The organism is Pseudomonas sp. URMO17WK12:I6, from assembly GCF_003253625.1.
Classification (GTDB): Bacteria; Pseudomonadota; Gammaproteobacteria; order Pseudomonadales; family Pseudomonadaceae; genus Aquipseudomonas.
The window spans coordinates 69,028-94,631 of sequence record NZ_QKYZ01000017.1; the positions used below are offsets into that span (position 1 = coordinate 69,028).

16 protein-coding genes are annotated in these 25,604 nt (G+C 59.3%); 2 read left to right on the plus strand and 14 right to left on the minus strand.

The window, feature by feature from the left end:
* Positions 1-606 (plus strand): protocatechuate 3,4-dioxygenase subunit alpha, encoded by a 606-nt coding sequence (pcaG, locus tag F475_RS24885; RefSeq protein WP_019578629.1) that lies wholly within the window; start codon positions 1-3, stop codon positions 604-606.
* A gap of 104 nt (positions 607-710) precedes the next feature.
* On the opposite strand, the gene F475_RS24890 is transcribed toward pcaG, so the two are convergent.
* The 10 genes from F475_RS24890 to bcsQ form a co-directional block, all read right to left on the minus strand.
* Positions 711-3,134 carry a glucose/quinate/shikimate family membrane-bound PQQ-dependent dehydrogenase gene (locus F475_RS24890; RefSeq protein ID WP_096480348.1) on the minus strand — a complete coding sequence of 808 codons (2,424 nt, stop codon included), beginning with the start codon at positions 3,132-3,134 and terminating at the stop codon, positions 711-713.
* Between the two features lie 245 nt (positions 3,135-3,379).
* Positions 3,380-4,534 carry a cell division protein FtsQ gene (locus F475_RS24895; protein ID WP_177431131.1) on the minus strand — a complete coding sequence of 385 codons (1,155 nt, stop codon included), beginning with the start codon at positions 4,532-4,534 and terminating at the stop codon, positions 3,380-3,382.
* Positions 4,534-5,943, minus strand: coding sequence for an MBOAT family protein (locus tag F475_RS24900; protein WP_111454940.1), 1,410 nt, complete (start codon positions 5,941-5,943; stop codon positions 4,534-4,536). Before F475_RS24900 ends, F475_RS24895 begins: the two co-directional genes overlap by 1 nt.
* A gap of 18 nt (positions 5,944-5,961) precedes the next feature.
* On the minus strand, positions 5,962-6,636 hold the full coding sequence (locus F475_RS24905; protein WP_064617413.1) for an alginate O-acetyltransferase AlgF: 675 nt from the start codon (positions 6,634-6,636) through the stop codon (positions 5,962-5,964).
* Positions 6,633-7,301, minus strand: a complete 669-nt coding sequence (locus tag F475_RS24910) for an SGNH/GDSL hydrolase family protein (protein WP_026286561.1) — start codon at positions 7,299-7,301, stop codon at positions 6,633-6,635. Before F475_RS24910 ends, F475_RS24905 begins: the two co-directional genes overlap by 4 nt.
* 17 nt (positions 7,302-7,318) lie before the next feature.
* On the minus strand, positions 7,319-11,179 hold the full coding sequence (locus tag F475_RS24915; protein ID WP_111454941.1) for a cellulose biosynthesis protein BcsC: 3,861 nt from the start codon (positions 11,177-11,179) through the stop codon (positions 7,319-7,321).
* Positions 11,155-12,396 (minus strand): cellulose synthase complex periplasmic endoglucanase BcsZ, encoded by a 1,242-nt coding sequence (bcsZ, locus tag F475_RS24920; protein ID WP_111454942.1) that lies wholly within the window; start codon positions 12,394-12,396, stop codon positions 11,155-11,157. The genes F475_RS24915 and bcsZ overlap by 25 nt, the downstream gene beginning before the upstream one ends.
* Positions 12,397-12,403: 7 nt before the next feature.
* Positions 12,404-14,707: a cellulose biosynthesis cyclic di-GMP-binding regulatory protein BcsB gene (bcsB, locus tag F475_RS24925; protein WP_256597242.1), complete on the minus strand. Its 2,304-nt coding sequence runs from the start codon at positions 14,705-14,707 to the stop codon at positions 12,404-12,406.
* On the minus strand, positions 14,704-16,935 hold the full coding sequence (gene bcsA, locus F475_RS24930; protein WP_111454944.1) for a UDP-forming cellulose synthase catalytic subunit: 2,232 nt from the start codon (positions 16,933-16,935) through the stop codon (positions 14,704-14,706). Before bcsA ends, bcsB begins: the two co-directional genes overlap by 4 nt.
* A complete protein-coding gene (gene bcsQ / locus F475_RS24935; protein ID WP_111454945.1) occupies positions 16,932-18,017 on the minus strand; it encodes a cellulose biosynthesis protein BcsQ in 1,086 nt (361 codons plus the stop codon). The genes bcsA and bcsQ overlap by 4 nt, the downstream gene beginning before the upstream one ends.
* A 614-nt stretch (positions 18,018-18,631) precedes the next feature.
* Between bcsQ and F475_RS24940 the strand changes: the two genes are divergently transcribed.
* Positions 18,632-19,408: an alpha/beta fold hydrolase gene (locus F475_RS24940; protein WP_018927942.1), complete on the plus strand. Its 777-nt coding sequence runs from the start codon at positions 18,632-18,634 to the stop codon at positions 19,406-19,408.
* Between the two features lie 197 nt (positions 19,409-19,605).
* Here the strand turns inward: F475_RS24940 and F475_RS24945 are convergent, their stop codons facing one another.
* The 4 genes from F475_RS24945 to F475_RS24960 form a co-directional block, all read right to left on the minus strand.
* Positions 19,606-20,304 (minus strand): outer membrane protein, encoded by a 699-nt coding sequence (locus tag F475_RS24945; RefSeq protein WP_111454946.1) that lies wholly within the window; start codon positions 20,302-20,304, stop codon positions 19,606-19,608.
* Positions 20,305-20,388: 84 nt separating this feature from the next.
* Positions 20,389-20,865 (minus strand): polyketide cyclase, encoded by a 477-nt coding sequence (locus tag F475_RS24950; protein ID WP_019578642.1) that lies wholly within the window; start codon positions 20,863-20,865, stop codon positions 20,389-20,391.
* Positions 20,866-20,924: 59 nt separating this feature from the next.
* Positions 20,925-24,335 (minus strand): beta-ketoacyl synthase N-terminal-like domain-containing protein, encoded by a 3,411-nt coding sequence (locus F475_RS24955; RefSeq protein ID WP_111454947.1) that lies wholly within the window; start codon positions 24,333-24,335, stop codon positions 20,925-20,927.
* Positions 24,336-24,418: 83 nt separating this feature from the next.
* Positions 24,419-25,504 carry an acyl carrier protein gene (locus F475_RS24960; protein WP_018927946.1) on the minus strand — a complete coding sequence of 362 codons (1,086 nt, stop codon included), beginning with the start codon at positions 25,502-25,504 and terminating at the stop codon, positions 24,419-24,421.
* Between the last annotated feature and the right edge of the window lie 100 nt (positions 25,505-25,604).

Genomic DNA, 25,604 nt, shown 5'->3' on the forward strand with positions numbered 1-25,604 from the left:
ATGCCTATCGAACTGCTACCCGAAACCCCTTCGCAAACGGCCGGCCCTTATGTGCATATCGGTCTGGCCCTGGCGGCTGCCGGCAACCCGACACGGTCGGAAGAAATCTGGAATCAGATGGCCAAGCCGGGTGCCGAGGGCGAACAGATTCTGCTGATCGGTCATGTCTATGACGGCAACGGTCACCTGGTGCGAGACTCGTTTCTGGAGTTTTGGCAGGCCAATCATGAAGGGGTTTACGACCCGGTCTTCGACTCGGAAAAAACCTTCAACAGTTTCGGCCGAACCGCCACCACCTTCGATGCAGGGGAGTGGACACTCAACACCATCAAGCCTGGCGTGGTGAACAATGCCGCCGGGGTGCCGATGGCGCCGCACATCAATGTGTCGCTGTTTGCCCGCGGGATCAATATTCACCTGCAAACCCGGCTGTACTTTGCCGATGAGCCACAAGCCAACGCGACGTGCCCGGTGCTTAATCTGATCGAGCAACCGCAGCGTCGCGAAACGCTGATAGCGCAGCGTTGCGAGGTGGATGGCAAGGCGGCTTATCGTTTCGACATACGTATTCAGGGGGAGGGTGAAACGGTGTTCTTCGATTTTTAAAACCCGCTTCGCGCCGAGCCAGCGAGTTCAACGGGCCAAGCGTGCAGACAACAAAAAGCCGCTGCCACCCTCACAGGGCGGCAGCGGCTTTTTGTTGTTACAGGTTACTTGCTATCAGGCAGCGCGTAAGCGATCACATAATCGCCGCGATCGGGCGACTGACGCGCACCACCCGCGGTGATGACAATGTACTGCTTGCCTGTTTTCGGCGACACATACGTCATCGGGCCACCCTGGCTGCCCACGGGTAGCCGGGCTTTCCAGGCCTCTTCTCCGTTGGCGGAATTGAAGGCGCGCAGGTAGTAGTCCTGTGTACCGGCAATGAACACCAGGCCGCCCTGGGTGGAGAGCGTACCACCCAGCGTCGGCATGCCGATCGGCAACGGCAGATGCATCTTGATACCCAATGGGCCAGTGTCCTGGACGGTGCCGACCGGCACTTGCCACGCGACTTTCTGGGTTTTCATGTCGATCGCGGTCAGTGTGCCAAAAGGCGGTGCCTGGCAAGGGATGCCGGCAACCGACAGGAAGCGGTTCTTGTTCACTGCATACGGGGTGCCTTTGAGCGGTACTGCGCCCATGCCGGTGTTCAGTGCTTCACCACCGGAAGAGGTCTTGGCATCTTTCTGCGCCGCAATCATCTGGATCCACAGGCCCAGACGCATGTCGTTGACGAAGATAAAACCGTGTACCGGGTCAGTCGAGATACCACCCCAGTTCATCCCTCCCAGCGAGCCCGGGAAGCTCAGCGAGATATCGGTGCCTGGTGCGGTGTACAGCCCGTCGTAACGCATTTTCTTGAACGAGATACGGCAGAGCAGTTGATCGAACGGCGTTGCCCCCCACATGTCCGACTCGGTCAGCGTTTGCGCGCCGATCGCTGGCATGCCCACCGATTTCGGCTGAGTCAGCGAGTAAGGCTCGTTCGGGATGTTCGAGGTTTTGACCGGAACCTCTTCAACCTTGGTCAGCGGCTTGCCGGTGGCGCGGTCAAGCACGAAGATCTGGCCGGCTTTGGTGCCGATCACTACGGCGGGCACCTTGCTGCCGTCGGCTTTGGTGAAGTCGATCAGGCTTGGCTGCATGGGCAGGTCGAAGTCCCACAGGTCGTTGTGGACGGTTTGGTAGACCCACTTTTCTTCGCCGGTTGTTGCGTTCAGTGCAAGAACGGAAGCGCCGTACTTGTGGTTCAGTGCCGTACGTTCCACACCGTAGATATCGGTGGACGAACTGCCCATCGGCAAGAACACGGTGTTCATCGCCGGGTCGTAGGACATCGGTGCCCAGCTGTTGGGCGTGCTGCGCACGTAGGTGCTGCCGGCCGCCGGAGCCTGCTTGTCTTCGGGGTTGCCCGGGTCGAATGCCCAGCGCATCTCGCCGGTGACGACGTCGAAACCACGGATCACGCCACCTGGCATGTCGGTCTGGACGTTGTCGGCGACACGGCCGCCGACGACCACGGTGGTCCCGGCCATCAGCGGTGCCGATGACAGCTGGTAATAGGAATCAGGGACGTCACCAAGACCTGCTTTCAGATCAACCTGGCCGTTGTTACCGAAGCCCTGGCAGAACTCCCCTGTATCGGCGTCCACTGCAATCAGGCGCGCATCGATGGTGTTGGTCAGCAGACGGCGCTGGCAGTTGGCGCCGGCCGGTATCGACACGGGTTTGACAGGTGTGCTGCCGTCAGCAGGCTGGGCGAGCGCAGCGGTAGCGTCGAAGTAGGCGATACCGCGGCAACGTTGCCAAACACGGGTCTTGGCGTTGATCTCGTTCTTCCACAGCTGTTTACCGGTATCGGCATCCAGTGCGATGAGGTTGTTGTGCGGGGTGCAGATGAACACCTTGTCGCCAACCTGCAACGGTGTCATCTGATCTTCGGCGCCATTGCCGTCGCTGATCGCGATGTCCCCGGTATTGTAGGTCCATGCCGGCACCAGCTTCGAGACGTTGCTACGGTTGATCTGGTCCAGAGCGGCGAAGCGGCCGCCACCTTCGTCGTTACCGTAGTGTTCCCAGTTTTTCTGGGCCTTGGCAGGTTCGACCTTGGTCAGCCCTGGGCCGTCACCGGTCGGCGAAACAGGGGCATGGGGAACGAACATACCGGCACCACCTGCAACGATGGCGACTGCCAGCACACCGCTCAGAGCGTAGCCACTGCGACCGCTGGCCAGGCTATTGGCCTTGCGCAGATGGGGGTAGACCAATGCCACCAACAGGCTCAGCACGCCCAGGGCGAACAAGCGAGAGATCAGTGGCCAGAAGTTCAGTCCGACATCCGCCAGCGCCCAAATCACGGTCAGCACCATCACCGCCGCGAACAGCCAGGCACCCTGCAGACGCTGCTTGAAGAGCAGTACGGCAGAGACGATCAAACCGAAACCGGCGAGCAGGAAGTACCAGCTGCCACCCAGCGTGGCGAGGTAGCCACCACCGGTTGCGAAGAATAATCCAAATACCAGCACACCGAAGGCGACGACCCAGATGGGCCAGCGGCTGACGGATGCCGAAGGTCGAGACTTAGTCATGTTGCATGATCCTACTGACGCATGAACGTTTGTGGGGAGGGTTAAGAGCAGTGAAGGCAAGTCTGAAAATAGTTGTTAACTATTTGGTTAATTGCGCAAAGATATCAAAAAAAGCGAGTCCTGCGACAAATTGTCATTTGCCGGAAAGGAGAAACACTGTTGCGAAGATGGTAACAATCGAGAGAAATGCCCCTGAACACACGGGGCGAGCTGGCGAAGATTGCCTTCAGCCGGATGTCATTGGCCTACCGCAACGAGCGATAGGCAATGGGGTCGACGTACGCCGATTGCAGGTCCCGCTCCGGGATTTCCCAGATGATTTGCTTTGGCGGCGTTTCTTTGGAAGCCGGGTTGTTGAGGTAGCTGTTTGCAGCGCCAGAGAACGCTCCACCGTCTTTGGCGAAGTTACCCACGGGGGCGCCCAGTGCCTGCTGCAGAAACCCTGCGAAGTTGGAGTTGCGTGAGAATGAAGTGCCGATGAGCGCGGTGTTGGGGAGGTCGGCATCGCCAAAAAGGTCTGCCTCAGTGTCAGGGTTGGCGGCCGACGTAACGGGAAGTTCGTGGGTGCTGGTTTGGGCGACCATGTCAGGTGCGGGTTGCCATTTGAGCGGCAGCCAGTCGATGCCCGCCAGATGGACCAGATCGCCAGGTCGAACCGCGAGCGGGGCATGACGTTCATTGAACGACCTGCTTGGCGTGGCGCTGATGCCCAGGGTCTTCAGGCGCTGTGTGATGGCATCGGCCGCCGTTTTCGCGCCGGATTCGCTCCAGTGCGTATCGGTGCGCAACCAGGCACTGGCCCCCAGTGGCGTCAGCGCCGCGGTGAGGTCCAAATTCGACACGCCGCCCGCATCCAGCTTTGAGGTCCAGGCCTGGATGCGTCCTTCGAGAGCGGCTGGGCGGTGCAGTGTGCAACGCTGCTCGGAAGCGATGCGGCTCTTGTCTGGAACGATGACCACCAGCAGGCTGATACCACGCTGGGAGAGCTGCTGCTTTAGATCAATCACGGCCTGGGCTTTGGCATCGGCATTGCGCTGCGCTTGATGATTAACCTTGAGCTCATCGGCCAAAAACAACCAGCCAGGACAACCTGAGCGAACCCTCGGCCCGGTGTCACTGAGGAGCAGCCAACTGACTCCGCGCTCCAGCTTGGCGAAGGTCGTGGGGAGGTGAGCGTTCGACAGTTCCTTGGCGAGTCGATGAGTGATATCGCCGTCAAGAATCTGCGAGGTCTGCACTTCACCGGGTAACAGTGAGATCTGCCCTGAAACGATCAGACGGCCAGAAGACAGCAGTCCGACGAACAGGAATATCAGCAGCGCCACGCCTGCCAACCGACTGCTGCGAATCGCCAAATCATCTGGCTGAGTAGGGAGCGGGGGACGCTTTAGGGTTGTCATCAGAATTGGAAGTACAGGAAGGGTACGGTTTCGCGACTGGCGATCAGTGCGAACGACAGCATGAAACCGGCGATGGGCCAAAGGGCGGTGGTGTGGAGCAATAGGCCGCCCATTCGTTTCTCACAGTAAGGGTGCAACAACGGTGCAACGACACCGAACACCCCCAGCAAACCCGCAAGGCCGTGTACCGGGCGTAGGGTCGCGGACAGTTCGTCACCGAGGGCAATGCCCTGCAAGCCGAACTGTCCGGCATACAGGCTCAGCGCGCTATGAAAGTCGGGGGCGCGGAACAGTGTCCAGGCCAGGCAGACGAACAGCAGGGTCAGCCCATGGGAAAACACTGGCTGTAACGGGGGCAGGGTAGAGCTGTTCCAGACACGATTCACACACAACGCAATGCCATGGGCGCTGCCCCACAGCAGATAATTCCAGCTATCGCCACCGTGCCAGAGGCCGGCGATGGCCATGATCAGGAACAGGTTGCGATAGGTTTTCCAGGTGCCGTTGCGATTACCACCCAGCGAAATATACAGATAGTCACGCAGCCAGCTGGACAGCGACAAATGCCAGCGGCGCCAGAAGTCCTGGATGCTGTTGGCCAGATAGGGACGGTTGAAGTTCTCGGGAAAGTGGAAGCCCAGCATCAATCCAAGACCAATGGCCATGGCGCTGTAGCCGGCGAAGTCGAAGAACAGTTGCAAGGAGTAGGCAAGGCAGCCGATCCAGGCGTCAGAGAAACTTGGGTTCTGCACATTGAACGCCACATCGACCACCGGCGACAGGGTGTCGGCCACCAGGACCTTCATGCTCATCCCGACCATGAACCGGCGTGCGCCCAGCGAGAAATTCTGCCAGTTGAAGTGACGCTGATTCAGCTCACGCCGAACCCAGTCATAGCGAATGATGGGACCGGCGACCGAATGGCCGAACATCGAAATATAGGTGGCGTAATTAATGAAGCTGCGTTCGGCCGGCACGGTGCGGCGGTGTACATCCACCAGATAGGAAATCGCCTGCAAGACGATAAACGATAGCCCGGCCGGCATGATGACTCGCTGCCAGTCCAGCGGCATGGCGCCAGACCAGGCAAGGGCATCGATCAACGTACCGGCGACGATGTTGGCGTACTTGTACCAGCACAGCACCGCTGTGTTGAGCACGATCAGTGTCACGAGTAGCCGCACGCGACCCTTGTCTTTTTCCCGCAAGGCGTCAATCAGCAAGCCGCCGGCCCACGCCGTGATCGTCAGCACCACATGCACTGCGAGGAACCGAGGGCTCAACCAGCCATAGAACAGCCAGCTGCCGATCAGTAACGTGACGTTGCGCCAGGCGGCTGGGCACACTGCATAGCTGCACAAGAACAGCGGCAGGAACAACGTCAGAAACTCGAGAGAGGCAAAAACCATGGTGGTGGCGCGATCCGATCAGTGGGCCAGGACGTCAGTCGCGAGCAACAGGTGCGGGCCATTTGCACCAGGCAGCAGCACAACGCTGTAGCGCTCGCCGGCCTTGAGCTGGCCGAGGTCGAGTGGCGCACCGACATTGGTTTGGGCGCAGACCAATTGAACCGACAGGCTGACCGGGTTGATCGCTCGGCGTTGCACGCTGCCGTCGGCCACCTCCTTGAACAGGTCGGTGTTTTTCCCCGCAGCACGCAAACCGGCCTGGGTGCACGCTGGATCGGCACTGATAAACGCCAGCGAGGCTCTCAGGCTATTGAAATCGTCGGGTTGCTCACGGATGACGACCTGACGGATACCTTGAGCGCTATCTGGCAAAGCGATCACACTGGCGAATTCGCCTGCTGCTACCTGGATGTCCAGCGGCTGGCTTTTGCCGTTGCGTTCCAGGGTGCCCTTGATCGGCTGGTTGGCGGGCACGGGCAGGTAGTCGGACACGGCATTCGAACCCTCGAGCCTGAGGCTGGCCCGCGAGCCTTCGGCCAGCAGCTGCAAGGGGCGGTCGGCGGCGTTGATAAAGCGCAAGAAGGCCGAGTCCTGATCCGGGCCCGTCGGGTACAGGGCAATGTCGGCGGCCTGGGCGTGCAGGCTCAGCATCAAGGGCGCGAACAGCGCCCAGCCACATGCGGATCGAGTCATTTGCCGGCTCCTGTGCTGCTGACGGTGTCGGCGGGCAACTTGGCCAACGCACCACCAATCGCAGTGCCCCAGGCTTGATAACCGGCAACGGTAAAGTGCTGCCCATCGGTGGTGATCCACTGCCCGGGTTTGGAGAACGTCAGCGAATCGATGTAGGTGCAAGGCGCCACGTTCGCGGCTAAAAACTGCGACATCAACTGGGTGCGGGCATCATTCTTCTGGTACATGCCACCGGCTTTGCCCCAGGCCGGGCCCACCCAGGCGCAACGGGTCCCGGTGGCCGCGATGGCCTTGGCCAGGCCGGTGACGCTTTGCCATGCCCAGGCCTTCGGAAACACGGGCTTGTCGTAGGACGCCATGGTGTCGCCGATGACCAGTACCACCAGGTCGGGCTTGTCGGCGGCGATCAGGTCCTGGATCGGTGTGGTGGTGGCGTCACGACCCTTGATCACCATCTTGTCGTTGCCTTTGCGCTCGGCACCGCAGTCGACCTTTTTACTGATCAGCCAGTCGCCGGCGCTGGCGCCACAGGCACCGATGGAGTGAACCAGGGCGCCTTGACGAGTCAGGTTGTCGTGCAGCGGCTCCAGCAAATGGTCCGCGAGGCTCATATGGCTCTCCCCAAGAACAAGGAGCGTCAGGCCGGCAAGGGCAGAAGTGGGCATCGAAAACTCCAGAATGATCAGTTGGAATAAGGCGAGGTGTACGGGCTGACCGGCAGGCTCATGGGGCCGCTGATGTCCTCGAACAGGTAACGCAAAGACAGGGCGCCGCTGAATTGTTGGTAGTCGTGGGCGTTGTCCAGGCCCAGATTGGCGCCCAGCAGGAAGTTCGAAGCGACCTTGTATTCAGCCGCTGCGGCGACGCTGTAGCCGATCCCGGTTTTGTTTTGCCCGGCGTAACGCAGGCCCGAGGCCGCCTGCAGGGCTTTGTCGGTCGGGAAATAGTCGACACTGTCTTGCTCGAAATGCTGCACGCCGACCGAGCCCTTGACTTGATACGTCAAGCGCCCGGTGCGTTGTGCCCAGGTCACCGGTACGCCCAGGGCGAAGAACGTCTGCGGACTGAAATAGCCGCCGTGGCCATAGGTGAAATAGTCCTGATTGTTCGCGTAGCTGATGCCGGTCATGCTCAGGCCGACGGTCAGCTTGCTGTCCGTTGCATTTTGCAGGTACCAGTAGATGCCGCTGCCCAGTTCACTGCGGCTGTTGGATTCGACATGGTTGCCCAATAGCTGGTGCCAGGAGGCGTAGCCATAGGCGCCGACTTCACTGTCGTCATAGCTCAACTGGCCGCGCCCGCCGTTGGCGGTCACACCGCCCCAGGACTGCCCGCTGCGTTTGTCCGTGGTGCCGGCAAACGAGGTGACGCTGTCAGTCACCGGACGCCGGGAAACGCTCACCCCGTAGCGGACATTAGAGGAGTCGCTTATGGGGCGATCAACGCTGATGCCGCCCGTGGCGGTGGAGTATTTGAAGCCGAGCGGGGTGGTGCCGAGATCGGCCTTGAGCCCATCCGCGGGCCGTTGGATAGCGATGGAAAGACCGACACCCTCGGTTTTTTGCGAGCCGGCGCCTTCGCTCTGCGCACCGCTACCGAAGCGCTGCAGTGCTTCGCCGCTGGCACTGCCGGCGTTCAGCGAGACCGGTGTCACGCGCAGGGCGACGCGGCTTTCATCCAGCGGGATATTGATTTCCAGCGGCGTTTCAATATCGGTCAGTTTGCTCAACCCCGACTCACTGTTGTTGCTGCGAATGCTCACGCCCTGGGTGACGTAGGCACTGCGCTCCTGAAGGATTTTATTCAGCGCCAGTTGTGCGGGGCTGATGTCTTCACTCACCAGTGCAGCGCGCGGTAGCTGCGACTCGAATGGATTGCTCGCCTGCTGGGGCCTTGGCAGGACGTCGATGCCAAAAGGGGTGTTAGACCTCACGCTGCCCGGCATTTCCTGAGCCGGTGGCGGGATCGCTGCCAGCAAGGTGTCGCGACTGACCTCGCTGCGTGGCCCCGACACCCCCGCAAAAGGGTTGGGTGCCACCGTCGACCCGGCCAGTTGGCCGCTCTGGCTTCTGCGTTTCTCGCTCTGCTCGATGGCCACTGCCTTGCGCAGCAGATCGGTCGCCGTGCCGGTCTTGCCCATGTTCTGGTAAAGGCGGGCGGCCTCGGTCAGCGTTTGAGGGTTGCCGGATTCGGTCTTGAGCAGCTGTTGCAGTGCCTGTTCGGCAAAACCTGTGTCATGTGCCAGCACCGCCGCGTCGGCGGCACCCAACAGCAGTTGTGGGTCGTTTGGCTGACGTTGTAACAGCGGCTTGTAGAGTTCGAGGGCTTTTGCCGTGTCGCCGTTGGCCGAATACATTCGCGCCAGCGCCGCGACGGCGGCGCTGTCACCGGGACGCTGCGCCAGTGCGGGCGCCAGCGTGTCATACGCGCTGGCCAGATTGCCTTGTTCACGCAGATGGTCAGCCTGGCGGATGCGATAGAGATGGAGCAGGTCGTCGAAACGCTTGCGAGTCGGTGCGTTCAAGGGCTTGTTCTGAAGGTCGCGCAGAATCTCGTTGACCTGCGCGTCTTCCCCGGACTCAAGCAGGACCGAGGCGTATTGCAGGATGAAGTCCGCCGAGGGCGCAGCGGTGTGTTGCAACTGGCCGCGCATGAGGGCCAGCGCTCGGGTCGGCTCGCCGATCTCGACATAGGCCGAGGCCAGGCTCGCCGTGCGATCTGGACTGTTGTTGGCCATCGGCTGAGTACGATCGAGCAAGGTCAGGGCTTCCTGGCGCTGTCCGCGCTTGCCCAACCCGATCGCCTGGCTGAGTTGCAGGTTGAGGCTGACATCAGCGGCCAGTGCTTCCATGTCCGGGGTGCGCTGGTCGGGGCGCAAGCGTCCCAAGGTTGCCTGGGCGGCTTTCCACTCACCCATCTGGACCGACAGCAAGGCGCTGACGTAAAGCGCATCGGCATTGTCGGGGTGGGCCTGGAGCATGGTGTTGATCAGGTCCCGAGCCTTTTGCGGTTCGCCCATCGCTAGGTTCAGGCGGGCCAGGGCGAAACGTGTCCAGACGTTGTCCGGTTCGTAGCGCAGCGCGTCTTGCAAGGCGTTGCGCGCTGCGGGCAGGTCGTTGCGTTGTTCGGCGAGGGCGGCCAGTTGTGTCGCGCGCAAGGCTTGCAGGCGTGCGGACTGGCCGGTCTTTGCCTGTCCGGTGGCTGGCAGGCTGTTGATCAGTTGCAGGGCTTCATCGTTCTTGCCGCTCTTGAGCAGCACATTGACCAACCCTTCCTGTGCTCGAGGGTCGTCGCGGCGCAGATTCAAAATTTGCCGATAGTTGCGCTGAGCCTCATCGAACTGGCCCGCGCTGGCCTGAATATCCGCCAGGGCGAGGAGAGCATCCGCCCCGTTTGGATTCTGCCGCAGCGCCTGGTTCACCAAGGCCTGTGCCTGGGCTGTCTGGCCTTTGGCCTGGGCATCGCGGGCCTGCTGCAACGCAGACCAGTAGCGCACTTCGTTCAGCGCCACTTGCCAGCGGCTGCCGTTGTGTTGTCGCGTGGCCTGCCCCAGGAGCTTTTCCGCTTCGGCCAGTCGCTGTTGCTGCTGGCGAATAACCCCAAGGCCGCCCAGCGCGTCAGCGTCATCGGGCTGGGTTTTCAAGCGTGCTTGAAACGCCTGTTCGGCGGTGGCCTGGTCGCCTGCTTTGAGCGCCTTCAGGCCGCGCGCGACTTCGGCGGGCGGTTGCCATTCCTTGCTGGCCGTCGTTGCCGGCTGTTGCTTGCCCTTGTTCATCTGCGCGCGGATTTCCACGTCATCCGGATGCGTCTTGAGGTACGCCTCGAACAACGGTACTTGTGCCGGATTGGGCGGACCGATCCAGGTCAGTGCCAGGCGCCAGCTTTCGTCGGCATCACCGGCAATGTCGGTACGCTGGGTCAGCGCGGCCAGTGCACGAATGCCCTCGGCACGGCTGTCTTCACGACGGACCAGATGCTTGGCGTAAAACAGCGCGACGATCGAGTCGTTGGGCATCTCACGTTGCAGGCGCTGGAATCCGCTGCGTGCTTCAGCCCAGTCAGCCTGATTGAAGGCAAGGTTGTTGTAATACTCGCGGCCGATCGTACCTTGAGGTGGGCGGCCATCGAATAGCGAGCGAAACACGGCGGTCGCCTTGTCACGCTCACCGGCATCGACGAGGCGCCGAGCCTCCTCCAGGCGCTGCTGGTTCTGCGGTTGGGCCACGCCGATGTCCTGCGCCAATTGCAGAGCCTGCCGAGGCGTTGGCTGGATGGCCTGCAAGCGGGCGAGGTATTGCTGCGCCTGTTGTGGCTTGCCCTGTTGCACGCCGATCAAGCCGAGGCCATAGAGTGCGTCAACCTGGACCGGGTCCAGCAGCAGGACTTTCTGCCAGACTTCCGTAGCGCGTTGAGGGTTGTTGTGCGACTGCCAGTAATGCCCTTGCTCGACGAGTAACGTCTGTGGCGTCGGACTTTGAGCGTGTGCAGCAGCCGTCCATGCGCTCATGACGGCGATGGCTAGCGTGCGGTGGTGCGCGTGCATGCGGTCTCCCAGGAGAGTTTCAGCGTTCCGTCTTCCCGGAATCGGTAATGTTTATCTGCCCAGCCGAGCGCGAACAGGCTAAGCATGAAGTTGTAGTAACGCGGCGGACTGGCGTCGGCATCAGGCCTGGCCAGCGCCTCTTGCAAGGCGAGCTCCACGCGCTGGCGTTGTTGATCGGCCAACCGGGGATGCCCCTTGGCCTCAAGGTAGGGAATCAGTGCAGCCCAGAATCCAAACGGGCTCTGACCCTGGACACTGCCGTGGAGAATCCGGACTGTTTCCGGGGGGGAACCCGTCGCGACAGTGCTGCGAGCCATGCCGTCCAGCCGTTTGAGCAGGAGCGCTGCCAGCGGTTCGGAGGCGTCGCTCATGCCCAGCCAGAGGTACGCGCGAATGGCATCGTAGCTACCCGTGTCGCCGTTGATCGGGTCGCTGACGAAGACACCCGATTGCGCTGAAGTGCCTTGATAACCGACCCAGTCAGCGACAAAACCGTGGTGGCTTGATTGGGCAATCATCGTCGCGGTGTTGTTGGCAATCGCTTGCCAGGGGCCGTTGGGAGCTTCCTTGGCCAGCCGCCGTAACAGTGGCAGTGGCAGGTAGCTGGGGTTCAGGCGCCAGAGAGCATCCGGCAGGACGAAGCCCTGTGGTCCAGGCAATACCATCGGACCCAGCCCGGGCAGCGTGACGACCAATTGCACTTCAATCGTCGCCATCAGGTGCAGGGCATCCTGGCGATAGTCCGGCCGATGCCACAGGCGTGCGGCTTCGAGCAGGGCGTAGGCGATCCACAGGTCGGCGTCGGCAGCCGAGTTGGCGTCTTGCAGGCGCCACTGACCGTCCGTGCCTTGCCCCCATAACCAGCCTGGCAGGCGAGTGGCGGTGGCGGAGCCTGCGAGGTTGGCGGATGTCCAGCGCCAGAGTTTGTCAAAGCGTGCCTGATCGTTGCCGATCAGTGCGAAGAGCATGCCGTAGGATTGCCCTTCAGAAGTGCTGTGATTGTTCTCCAGGCTCGATTCCAGAACCCGGCCGTCGGCCTGGACGAAGCGCGTTGCGTAGGTTTGCCACAGTGGCCAGGCCGGCAACTCACAGGGAGTTGTGGCGGCTATCGCAGGCACCGGCAGGGCGAGCGCAAGCACAACGCTCAACCTGCGCACGTTACCGCGCAGGCACTGGCGAAGTGAAACCGCCCGGCTGCTCATGGACGACACAGGCATGCGCAGCTCATTGGCCAAGACGACGTTTGGCCCGTAAGCGCAGGGCCAGGTAAGTCATCGAAGCAAGCAGCAGGACCCCGAGGAGCGTGAACAGCATGAGCGCCATTATGTTTTGCGAGAGGTACCACTGCAGATAGCGCAATGGCCCCAGGCTCCCGACGTAGTAGTCCTGTTCGGCGACCAGCGATTTGACATGCTTGCCCTTGACCACCACCAGACTGCCTTGCAACTCGTGGGCGTTTTCTTCGCTGCTGAGCAGGGCGTTGGTCACGTCGGCCAGGCCGTTGGGCCTTGCGCTGGCGATAAACACCACACTGCGCCCACTCTTGAGCGGCGATTCGAATCCAGTCAGATAAGCACTGCCGTCGTCAGCGCTGAACCTGAAGCTGCTGCGCGCTTCACGCAGATTGGTTTTCGTATCCGGGCTGATCCAGTTGCGCAGACGCAAGGGCAGGTCAGACAGTTCAAAGTACTGCGCAGCAGCTTCGTCCTTGGCCGGCAGCAGGCTTTGCCATTGCTCCAGCAGCGGCTGATTGTTGCCCGAGGCGAGCACCAGCAGATCCCGGTCGCTTTGCTCGGCCACCTGGTCGGCGTGGACCACCTTTACGCCGGTGGCCGGATAACCGGTGGAGTCGCCGAAGCGGCCCAGCACGGTCAGATAGGCGCTCAGATCGGCCGGGCCTGGTTCGTTGGGCAGGATCACCGATGTTTCAGAAAGGTCGGCCATGCGGGTGAACGGGAAGCCGCTGTCCTTGAATACCCCGAGGTTGGGCATGGCCATGAAGTGTTCGTATTGGCTGAGGTCCAGGGTCGAGTCAGGGTCGATCACACCGCGCATGTTGTCGATGATGATGTCGCGGCAGTCGCCCTGTTTGATGTAGTCATACATAAAGCGAAATTGCAGGCGTGATTGCAGCGCTACGGAATTGAGCGGCAACAGCATGCGCGACGTGCGGGCCAGGCTGTCGTCGGTTTTGAGCATCGCCAGCAGGCTGTCGCTGCTGCCGAGTTTCTCGATCGAAGGCAGATCGATCGACTTGATGAAGGTATCGTTGAAGTTGACCAGCAACGAGGAATTGGTCGAGACCGGTTGCGGCGTATAGCGGTATTTCAGGTCAAGTTGTGCGCCGGGCTCACGCCAGTTGAACAGGTCGGGTGGCAAGCGCAGCGCAACCGTCATTTGTCCCGGGTTGTAACCTGACACATTGAGTTCTGCGGGCTTCGCCAGTTCACCCAGGCGAACCGGGCGGTCGGAGGGCAGCCAGTTAGGCGCGTCGTACGGTCGGCGTGGCTTGAGCGAGTCGATCCGGTCGATCACCACGCTCTGCCCGGAAAAAGCCGAGCCACCGAGGGCCAGCGCGTTCGCGGCGACTTTGAGATCGGCGCCATCGCGCCCGGAGACGATCAACAGTTTGCCCTGAGCATCATTCGGGTTGCTCACGAGTGTCAATGTCGGCCCCGTGGCCGCTTTGATCGGCAAGCCACTCAAGGCCGTCGATTCGCCACTGCTGACAAACACCACGGCGTTGCCTTTGGCCGGCAGGCTGGTGAGGCTGGCGGGGAAGGTTGCGCCGCGGTAGCTGGCCAGGGCGCCAAACCAGGACGACAGGATACCGGCGGCCTCAAGCTCAGGGCCGCCCGGGCGCGCAGTGAACACGAAGGGCAGCTTCAGGGGCGAAGCGTCTCGACGATCGAACAAGGGCAGAGGCAGAGCGGACAGGTCGTTGGGCTGTTTAATCGAGGACACCTGGAGGCTCAGCTGGCTATCGTTGCCGATCTTGGCCCACAGGCTGGAGTGCAGAGGGTCTTCACATTGCATCGTGTAGTGACCGATGAACTGCAGGCTGAGCCGGTTGAATTCGGTGATGGTCTGCGGCGGAATCTGCACGGTCCGGGTCTGCAATTTACCGGCCTCTTCCTTCGGGAGGGGCAGGCTGGCGGCCACTTGATCGTTGATCAGCACGTTGATTTGCGAAAGGTCGGCCAGCAGCGCCGGTGAATAGCTGTACTGCAGCGTGACCTGCGCAGCCGTGACGACTTCATCCGCGCGCACATTGAAGTTCACACTGTCGGTAGCCTCCACGCCTTTAAGGTTCATCGAATAGCTTTTGCCCAGCTCCTTGAGGGTGCGGGTATAGCTGTTGCTCGGGGCATCGGTCCCGGGCAGCGATGCGACTGGCATCACCGCCGGCTCTGTGGCGCTGATGGGGGTGGTAGCACTCAACGCCCAGTCGCTCCAGCCCACTAGTGAGCAGGCGAGCAGCATGAGTGAGCGACGAGGAGGAAAGGTCCGGCGAGTGGAAGGCTTCAAGATCGTTGCGTGTCCGCGGTGGGGTCGATGGGTGATGGAGTGGCCGGGCGTTTGCGCAGCAGCGCCTGGCTGTCCTTTAGGGTGGCAACGAACAAGCGCAGGATGGCGCGCAAGCCAATGCTGCTGACCTCGCGCAACGCTGACATTGGCGCGTCGAGGCGCCCGTTGCCCCACGTGTTGGCCCAGGTGTCGGCCCGTGAAAAGGTCAGTCGCACCAGCTCACTTTGCTGGCGCAGGGTCAAACCCTCGAATTTCACGCCTGCCACGTTGTCGTTGCTGAAGATCGTTGTTGCGGGAAAGAGGCTTGAGGGAGGGGTGCGCAGAATGCACAGCCGCAGCTTCTCTTTGGCGCTGAGCTGAACCTGCGGTGGCAGTACCAGACCCACGCCGTTTTGTGAGAAATCCCGGGTTATGCAATCGAACGATGTGCCGTCTTCGCGATAGACGCGCACGGGCAGATCCGCGGGCACCCTGGGCTCGTTGCGCACTTGAGAGGACTCAGTGGCCACCGCCACGGCGGTGCTGACGATGATGATGTTGTACACGGTCCAGACCAGGTTGATCAGCAGGGTAGTGACCTCGGCCGAATCACTCCCGACCAGTTTCACCACGCCGATCGCCAGACCGATCATGTTCAAGGTCAGCAGGACGATGTAAGGCCGCGCGAGCTTCCAGTTGAAATAGTCCTTTTCGACGGTGCCGCCCTTGTCGGTTACGTTGAATTTGCCCAGCGAAGGGCTGATCAGGGCCAGCAGTACCGGTCGCATGATGTGCCAGGCCAACACCGACTCATACACTTCGTTCCAGAAGGAATGGCGGAAGCGCCCCTGGATGCTGGAGTTGGTCAGGCTGGAGTGGAAAATATGCGGCAGCACATAGACCGTGACCATCAACGCCGAGGCATGGAAAATCTGCGCGTCGAAAAACAGGTAGGCCAATGGTGCGGTCAAGAACACCAGGCGGGGCAGGCTGTAGAAAAAGTGCATCATGGCGTTGAGGTAGCAGATGCGCTGCCCCAGGTTCAGCCCTTTGCCAAACAAGGGATTGTCGGTCCGAAAAATCTGCACCATGCCCCGTGCCCAGCGTATGCGCTGGCTGATGTGTCGGGAAAGGCTTTCGGTGGCCAGTCCCGCCGCTTGTGGAATGGCGAGGTAAGCGGTGTTGAAACCACGTCGATTGAGCTTGAGTGCCGTGTGCGCATCTTCGGTCACGGTCTCGGTGGCGATGCCGCCGACTTCCAGCAAGTGAGTCCGCCGGATGACCGCGCAGGAGCCACAGAAGAATGCCGCGTTCCACAAGTCGTTGCCGTCCTGCACCAGGCCGTAGAACAGCTCACCTTCATTGGGTACCGAGCGAAAGGTATCGAGGTTTTTTTCGAACGGATCGGGTGAGTAGAAAAAATGCGGCGTTTGCAGCAACGCCAGGTTCGGGTCCTTTAAAAACCAGCCCATGGTGATTTGCAGGAAGGAGCGGGTGGGCACGTGGTCGGCGTCGAATATGGCAATGAACTCGCCATCGGTGACTTTGAGTGCCTCGTTGAGGTTGCCGGCCTTGGCATGTCGATTGTTGTCGCGGGTGATGTAGTTGACACCAATCTGCTGACAGAAAGCCTTGAATTCCTCCCGGCGTCCGTCATCGAGCACGTGCACCCGCAGTTTGCCCTCGGGCCAGTCAATGGCCTGAGCCGCGAGCACCACCAGTTTGACGATACCCAATGCTTCGTTATAGGTGGGAATGAACACATCCACCGTCGGCCATTCAGCGGGTGGCTGTTGCAGAAACTGCGGTTTACGTTGCAACGGCCAGGCGGTCTGTATATAGCCGAAGACCAGGACGAGCAAGGCATACAGTTCTGCCAGCACCAACCCGTAGCCAAATACGGCATCCTGCCAGTTGTCGAAGTCCAGGGTGTCGGACAGGCGCCAGTACATGTAACGCAACGAAGCGATCAGCGAGAGGGTAATCAGGGTCAGAATCGCCAGACGCCCGGTTTGCTTGCGGATGATCAGGCTGGCGGCAAAACAGACGGAGGCAAACACGGCTTGGGAATACAGATTCTGCGGTGCAGTGAGGATACCCAGCACCAACAATGCTGCAATCAGCCCGCCTGAAATTTTCAGGCCCAGGCGCCAACGCAGGGGCCATTGACTTAAGCGATCCTGGAAAGAATCCAGTAGCTTCTGCAACCACCAGGTCTTTGCAGGTAGCTGATTCAGCTGGACGGTCATAGCGTGCCCTGCTGGCTGGAAGCATCCGCGAAAAGCAGGGCATGGACCGCGCCTGATAGCGACAGAATGTCCTGACAGCCAATGCTCTCAGGTGCGTACTGCAACAGGTCCCGACCATAGGCCAGCGACTCGTTGAACTGGTGATCGAGGCGAATCGTCCCGATCAGGTTAGCGCCGAGCCGTCGCTGAAACAGCACGCCCATGTCCCTGCTGAACGCACGGGAGTCATCCCGTTGGTTGAGCACATACCGCTGCCGCTGTGCGCGTCGCGGGCTGGTTTCCAGCCACTGGGTCATGGTGTCCAGTGCCAGGTAGGAGGCCGCGTCGGCCACCGTCATCACTAGCACCAGATCGGCGGCGTCGAGTGCCTGTTGCGAATAGACGGTCGCGCCCGAAGGCGTATCCAGGATCACGATATCGTTTTCGCTGAGGTTCATTGACGCCAGGTGCTGATTCAACCAGTCAGCATCTTCAAGCAGCATCTGCCTGAGCAATCGGCGTTCGTTCAGCTCGCCAGTGCCGAAGGGCAGGCACTCACTGTCACTAAAGCCCGGCAGGCGATGAACGCCCCAGTCGGCGTCCTGCTCTTTGAGCTGGATCAGCCCGGGAGCCGGCCTGGTGATACCCAAGTGGCTGGACAGCGCGTTCTGAGGGTCCAGATCAATCGCGATGACTCGCCCTCCAGGGTGCCGAAGGGTTTTCGCGAGGCCAGCGGCGACGGTACTTTTACCCACCCCACCATTCGCTGAAACGATGGCAATGACCTTCGCCTTCGTCCGCTTGTGAATCGTTTCTGGCAGACCGTCTCGGCGAACCTGGTTGAGTTCTCGCAACAGGTCGCTCAATCGCTGACGGTCACCCGTAGCAGAACTCGCAAGTGGTTCGGTCAGGGGAGGGGGCTTGGGCGATGGTGGCGAGGGGGGAATATTTTTCACCGGTTCGACCGGCGGTTCTGGCTCAGCCACCGCAGGTATGACCGGGTCGTCTTTGAAATCTTTATAGTTTGGTTGTATTTCCTGGTAAGTCTCTGCGTTTGCGCCAAAACGTGTAAAGAGTTTCGTAATGTCGTCTACATATTTCATGCGTTGTACCAGGAATGAAATAACTTAGAAACTCAGCATTCCATTAACTTAACAAAGTTGATGCGTCGTCTAGGCGTTGGCAGAGTGCCATTAATTTAGGGTTTCCATGTAGGTGTGTCAATAATTGTTATAAAAAGTCAGCGAGTTATGTTGGTGTTTGTCCAAGTATTATTTGTGTGTTGTGATATTTGTAGAAAGTGTGAATGTTAAAGTGCGCTAAAATAATAACTGTCCAATGAGGTGTGGTGCGGTAGCAGATAATAAGTGCATTTATCGGGAGAAATAATTTCAGAGTATTTCTGCTTCAGGAATAAAAGAAATCTCTTCGGTTTCAATGGGGGTGGAGTAGTGTGAGTCTCGTTTCCGCTAAAGTTATTGTTCTATTGGCTTTCGTTGAAGTTCGTGAAGATTGAAAAAAAGAAACTTCGGTCTCTTTTTATGGTTACCAAGTTCCACCACTTCTGACGCAAATGTATCTCTGTGTATCCAGGCCGCATGCCGATACAGACTGTTGCTTTTATGGGCGGTTGGTGACACATCCGGGATACCCGTTCGGCGTCAAATGAACTCCATCGAGACATCGTTCAATAGTTCAACCACCCAAGGAGTTTCCAATGAAAAAAGTAATGGCCGCTCTGGCCTGCACCGTTAGCCTGATCATCGGCGCCAACGCGTCGGCGCAAACTGAAAAGCCTACTGTTGTTCTGGTGCACGGCGCCTTTGCCGATGCTTCGAGTTGGAATGGCGTGGTGAAGATCCTCGAAAAAGATGGATACCCTGTTGTGGCCGCCGCCAATCCATTGCGCAGTGTGAAGAGCGATGGCGCTGCTGTTTCTGCGTTGCTCGATGGCATCAAGTCGCCTGTTGTGCTGGTCGGCCACTCCTACGGTGGCAACGTCATCAGCGAAGCGGCCAACGACCATGCCAATGTAAAGGCACTTGTTTACGTCGCCGCCTTCGCGCCCGAGGCGGGCGAAACGGTCGCCGGGCTAGCCGGAAAATTCCCGGGGAGTACCCTCGGCCCAACCCTCGCAGCGCCTGTCGCACTGGCTGATGGCGGCAAGGATTTGTACATCCAGCAGGACAAGTTTCACGATCAGTTCGCCGCTGACGTCCCCACCGCGCAGGCGGCATTGATGGCGGCGACTCAGCGCCCGGTCACCGAAGCGGCGCTGAACGAACAGTCAGGTACGCCCGCCTGGAAGCACATTCCGTCCTGGTACATCTATGGCGACAAGGACAAGAACATTCCACCGCAGGCCATGGAATTCATGGCCAAGCGAGCCGAGGCCAAGGTGGTGAAAGTCGTTAAAGGGGCTTCCCATGTCGTGATGGTTTCAAACCCGGAGCCGGTAGCCCGGCTGATTGAAAAAGCGGCTGCGGCGATGTGATTCCTGCGCTTGTGAAGTATAGGTAGGCAGAGGGTCAAGTATCGAATCAAGGCATCAAGTGAGGAACTCATTTGTGCCTTGATCGATTTTTGAACGGGTGGTCGTCAGTAAGTTGATCAGCCGGTGAGCCTCTGCGCCGAAGCATTTCACCGGCTTGCCGTAGCGACGCCTCGCAAGGCGCCGATCTGTTTAACCCCTTAGAACCAATAATGCAGGCCGAGCATTAATGACTGGGCGCTGTAGTCAGTACGCACATCGCCTTGGGGCAGGCCCTGAATGTCACCGAAGTGCGCATCGCGAGTCTTGAGGTATCGATAATCCAGGGACATGGACCATTGTTCGGTGAGTTCGTAACCTACCCCGGCGCCGAGTTGATAGGCCGATACAGTGTCGCGATGAGTGCCGCCGAACTGGACGCCGCCGGCTTCCAGGCCACTGACCGACAGCGTGGTGTAACCCAGGCCGCCGCCGATGTAAGGGGTGAACCGACTGAAGGGTGCTGGCAGGTTCAAGACGTCATACCAGAGGTTGGCCATGACGCTGGTGGCTTCCTCTTCGCCTTTACCGTCGATGCTCCCGCCGCCTTCATAGACCCGGTTATTGAATTGGGTCAGGGTGTTTTTGCGGTAGCTGAGTTCCACTTCAGGTCTGAGCCCGATGGGGAATCGCCAGCCCAGTGCCAGTCCGGTGGCGTAGCCGGAGTGTAACGGTTGGTTGAATTCCATTTCGACAAAGTCGAGGTTGTTCTGGTTAAGGTCCTGCGGAGCCACCCAGTTCAGACCACCCATGACACTGACATAGGGGCCGAGCGTGTCGGCGGAACTGGACTCAGGGGCAATAAGGCCCATGCCAATGACGCCCATCACGAGATACTGAGGTTTTTTAAATAGGTTCATGCTCGGTCCGAAGTGTGCCGTTATCGATAAGTAAGCGGGGGGTGTTAGGGAGCGAGCGTTCAACACGCTCCCTCCCGGGATATTTCATACACGGTGCAAATGCTTTCCAGGTTTTTCGAGCCCTGGGGTACTGATGGCGTTCGCTCGTTGTTCAGCCAGCGTGCACAGGTTGCGCAGTGCCGTGGTCATTGCCGCGGTCAGCATTTTGCGTAGCAGCCCGCGGTATAAAAAACTCAAGGGGCCAGAGATCTTCGCGCTATGGATGACCTGGGTTTCATTCGGGGAAAGTCTGCGCATCTGGTGATCGAACTCAAGGTCGATCCAAAGCAGTCTTGCCGTGTTCCGATAGCTTTCATGCAGCTTCACTGCTTCCAGTTTCAGCGGCATATTCAGGCCATTTTTGAGGACGCATTTGCCTCGTGTTCCAGGTTGAAACGGGCCATTGAGCTCACACTGGCGAACGTCGGTATCCCATAGCGGCGCTTCTGAAAAATTGCTCCAGATATTCCAGATTTCAGCACGCGGCGATTTGACTATGACTTGCACTTTGACATCGTTCACGGCGACACCTTGATTGTTGGGGGCACGGTCATGCGGGAGAGTGGGATCAATTGAGTGCCTCAGGCCGCGGGTGCGGATTGACTCAGCACTTGAGCTGTAATGCTGGCTTGACCGATTTTTTCGCCCCGGTTGAACAGGTCGATATAGATGCGGTTGGTTTTGAACGGCTGCTGTGCGTCAAAACCGGCTTGCGGTGCCAATGACAGCGGACTGTTCCTGGGGATTGGCCGATCCAGGGTGAAACTCAAGGCCAGCAGGTTCATCGGGGTGTTGAGTGGAATCCGCAGATGGCTGTGGGCAATCTGCATGTAGCACTGGCGGGCAACTTCGAGGAAATACACCATCGAATGGTGCTCGGGGTCGCCCTCCTGGAAGAAGTGCTCATCCGGCAGTTTGAGCGTGTCCACGCTCAAGCCCTGAGCGATGCCGCTCATGTCACTGACGATGACGTTTTCTTCCCTGGCCTTGTGCAGCAAGGCCTTGTCGCGGCAGCGAGTGGCCGTGAACTCGCCGGCGGGCGATTTCTCGAACGCCGAGCTGTAGGCCATCCCAAGGACGCAGGTGCACATCAGCTTTCCGGCTTGCATCACCTTGGCATTGAACACATGCGGGTCTTTACCCTGTTCCAGATGCAGATCGATCACACCCTGCTTTTGTACGTATTGCTGGAACTTGATATTCAGGGTTTTGACATAGGCGACCCGTCCACTCAGTGGCGGCATGGCAAGTTCAATCAATTGCAACACGCCCTCAAGCAATAAAATGCCGGGGATGTGATCAAGAGGGTGATCGAAGAAATAAGGGTGCGCTTCATTCACCACGAGCTGGGCACGCAGTGACTGGGGGCCGCGCTGGACGTTGGTGATTACGACGTTTTCCGGGCAACGTTGCCAGTGCGCCGGGCGCTGGGCTTCAGTGCCACGGTGCAGGGCGAAAAGACTCTCCATGGCGCGAACCCGGACACGCAACCCTGAGAGCAGGGTGTTGGTCAGCATGTCGCTGAGTTGCAACACATCGACGCCGTCGTTTTGTGGTTCGCGGACAAGGCTGACAGGACGGGCAGGCGGGATCACCGGCTGCAGTTCATGGTGGGCCGAGTGAGCAAAACGCAGGGTAAAGGGATGCTTGATGGCAGGAGCGGGTTCGGCCGCCGTGCTCCATTCCCGAAGCTTTTCAGTAAACAACCACATCACTGCCTTGCCGGCTTCGCGAACCTCGATCACCGTGTGAGCCGATGCACTCAACATCACCGCCAACAGGGTTTCGATGCCACTGGCTTCAGCCAGGAAACCGGTAATCTCTTGCAGAGATCCACTGGCATGAGTCGCGTCAGGTTGCAGCTCGCAGACTTCAATGTTCTGGTATTGACTCCGCTCTTTGCCCAGCAGTTGGCAAGCCTCTTCCAGCGAGTTCGCGGCATGGGCGAGAACCGCCGCGCGGATCACCAGTACAGGTTTGTCGCTGGCGTCTGGTTGATACGGACGCAGCGCAATCAGCCCCAGTCCTTCGCCTTGCACCGTCGCTGAATGTCGGGCGCGCTCGATCTCGATTTCACCGCTGATAAAGCGCCCTGCACCGAGCAACAGCGTGGTTATGCCGTTCTTGAACCATTGCTGCGATGCCAGCAAGGTTTGCCAGAACAGACCCGGGGTGCCGACCAGTGTTTGATGGAAACCCTTGAAGTCAAAAATTTGCGTCGGGTAGCCGGACAACATGTTCGGCAACATGGTTGCCACGTCCGCTACCTCCACGCCCGGTGGCGTGCCTTGAGCTTGGGAGTAGAAGCTGTGAGCGCTGCTGTACGCATTGCTGAAGCGTTCCCCGCCCATGTTGCAGCACATGACCATCGCCGTGCCGGGTGAGCCGGCCACACCCGGCAGGCGTCGCAGCAAATGATTGACGCGATCGGTGATCAACAGCTTGAACGGATCGACATGGGCCAGAGGTTTGGGACCCATGCCGAAACCGTCGATATCAATGACGCGATCCTGCGCCAGGAATTGGCCCAGTAACGGCTGACCTGGGGCAGGGGAGTAATCAACGAAACGCCCATAAGGGAAACTGACTGATGGCGCTGCCGGCCGATCGAGCTGTTGCTTGAATGACTGCAACGAGCCGTGACTGCCGATCGCTGCTTCAGCCTCGACAATCGCAAGGTCCAGCATTAACACGCCGGGGTTGGCGTGAGGGGCGACAGGGCGGTTGTCGGGAATATATTCATCCACTACCAGATGCGCATTGGCGCCGCCAAAACCGAAGCTGGATATGCCTATGCGGATCGCCGACTGCCGGTCCGCGAGGGGCTGTATCTGCTTTGTGGCCAGTCGCAGGCTGGTCTCGTCGACTTTTGCGCTGGTACGGTAGTCGGGCTGAGGTGGAATCCCTTTGTGGCGCAAGATCATCAGCGCCTTGGCGAGCGAAGCGCCTCCAGCAGCGGCCAGTGGGTGGCCAATGACAGACTTGATTGAACCGATGGTGATTTTTTTGCCGTCTGTGCAGTGGGGGGCGAAGAAGCTGTTCAGCGAGTCCAGCTCTGTCGCATCACCCAGCGGAGTACCGGTGCCATGGGTTTCGATGTAGTCCACGTCATTGGGATCAAGACCGATATAGGCACGCTGGTAAGCCGTGTACTGGGCCTGTTTGCCAGGTGCAAACACTGAACCTTCGGCGCCATCGGCGGACATTCCCAATGCCCGTAAAACACCCAGGGGACGGCGCTGCGCAATCAGGGCCTGCGATACAGGTTCGACCAAAAAGGCGACTGCACATTCGCCCGGCACAATGCCGTCAGCGTCCTGGCCGAACGCCTGCATTTGGGCCCGGGCGGAAAAGGCGGTCAACTGCGAGAAGCCCAGAAACAGCGCCGGTGGCAGCACGGTGTTCAGTGCCATGACAATCGCGTTATCCGCCTGTCCGCTATTGACCAGGGCCTGAGCCATGTCGATTGCATAGGGGAACGAACTACAGGCGGTGTCGACCGATAACGCCGGGCCACCGAAGGCAAAAGCCGCCGCCAGTTCAGCCACTTGTTCACCCGGCGTGTAGCCCTGTGGTGCTTCGGTTTTTCCGGACATGCCGGTGACGAAATAACTCTCGTCACTCCAGGATGTTGCGACCACCAATGCGGTGCGTTCTTTGATCAGAGTCGAGCCTTGTCCGGCAAGCTGGGCGAGGAGTGTCTGCAGTACTTTCTTACCGATGGCGACTTGCCGTCCTTCATGCCGTGAAGGGGTTGATGCGTCATCGGTCAGGCAAAAAGCGCTGTCCAGGTAAACGCGATCCTTTTCACCTGCCTTTGCTGAATAGATTGACGCCTTATCCAGTTCCCAGCGTGTCAGCATCGAATTGATAGGTGCTATCTGTCCTTGCGTCAGCAAATGCCAAAGCGCATCCGTTGACGGTGCCCCGGGAAACTCGCCGGCCATCGCGCTGAAGCAAAAGTCGCCCTCTGTTGTTACCGCGCCATTCATACCCTGTCTCCTGATTGCCAAAATGCTGGGTGATCTGTCCGATCACCCGGATTCCATGCCATTTTTTACAGCGGCTCAGTGCTTCAGCTCAGTCGTGCCAGAAGCGACAAGGCGTCCTGCGGCGTACGACGCGACATCAGTGCTTCACCGGCAAACTCGCTGGCAGAGCACTGTTGCGCCATTGATTGGCAGAGTGCTTCTCGGGCAAAACCGTTGAGCCCTAACTGTGCAAAGGGCGTCTCAATGTCGATCGACTGTGGCGCGTCCGGGATCAGGGGTGACAGGGAGTTGAAAAGCAGGTTGCTTGCCTGCCCTTGGTCGTCCGTTGTGGCAGGTGCTTGCACTTCGGTAGCGGGTGTTGATGTCGACTCGGGGGCGGCCAGGGCGGCTTTAATCAGGGCGATTGTTGCCTGCGGATACTTGGCGTTGGCCAGCTCAGTGCTGTTGGCCTTGAGTTGCGGCCACAATGCGACGACCGACTCCAGGAAGTCCAGCTGCACGAGGGAGTCCAGGCCCAGGCTTTCATAGCTTTGTTTTTGGTCGATCTGGTCAACCGTAAAACCGGTGATATTCGCCAGTTGTTCCAGTACCCATGCTTCGACATCCACGGCAGGTGCCTGCGGATCGGCTTCAAGCCGCGCCAGCAAAGCGGTAGGAGTGGGGGCATCAAAGAGCTGCGAGGTGAGCTCTTTCTTTTCCGGGAAGTGCTGGGCCAGGGATTCGAAAATATCGACCATGCCGAGAGAGTCGATACCCAGGCTTTCGAAACTTTGATCGAAGTCGATTTGTTCTTTTTTGAATCCTGTGACTGTACTTATTTCGGCGCGCAGCCATTGCCCGTAGTTGAGTGCGGGTGTTTGTTCCGCAACAGGTGTCGATTCCAGTATTACCGGGTTCGAGTGTACGGGCTCCAGCACCGCAAGGTTTTTATTGACGGGGGCTTCAATCCCATTGGCATAAACACCCTCGAGGACTTGTTGGTGAGCATTGAAGTAATGCGCAGTGACGGATTCGGCCTGCTCCAGCAAACGCATCAATATTGATTCTTTTGCAATATTGGACTCGCACAGTGAATCAATGATTTTTTCTGAAAGAGAAAAATAGCTGTTGGCTATTTTTCCATTGGACACGATGAATTCCTGCACAACATCGTTGAGTTGGAAGCGCATGAGGTTCTCCTAACCAAAGTCGGTATATGTTTTCTACAAACAAGAAATAAAAAGTCTTGGCCCAGGGGTGGGCCTTGTGTGAATCAATGAACCAGGTTGG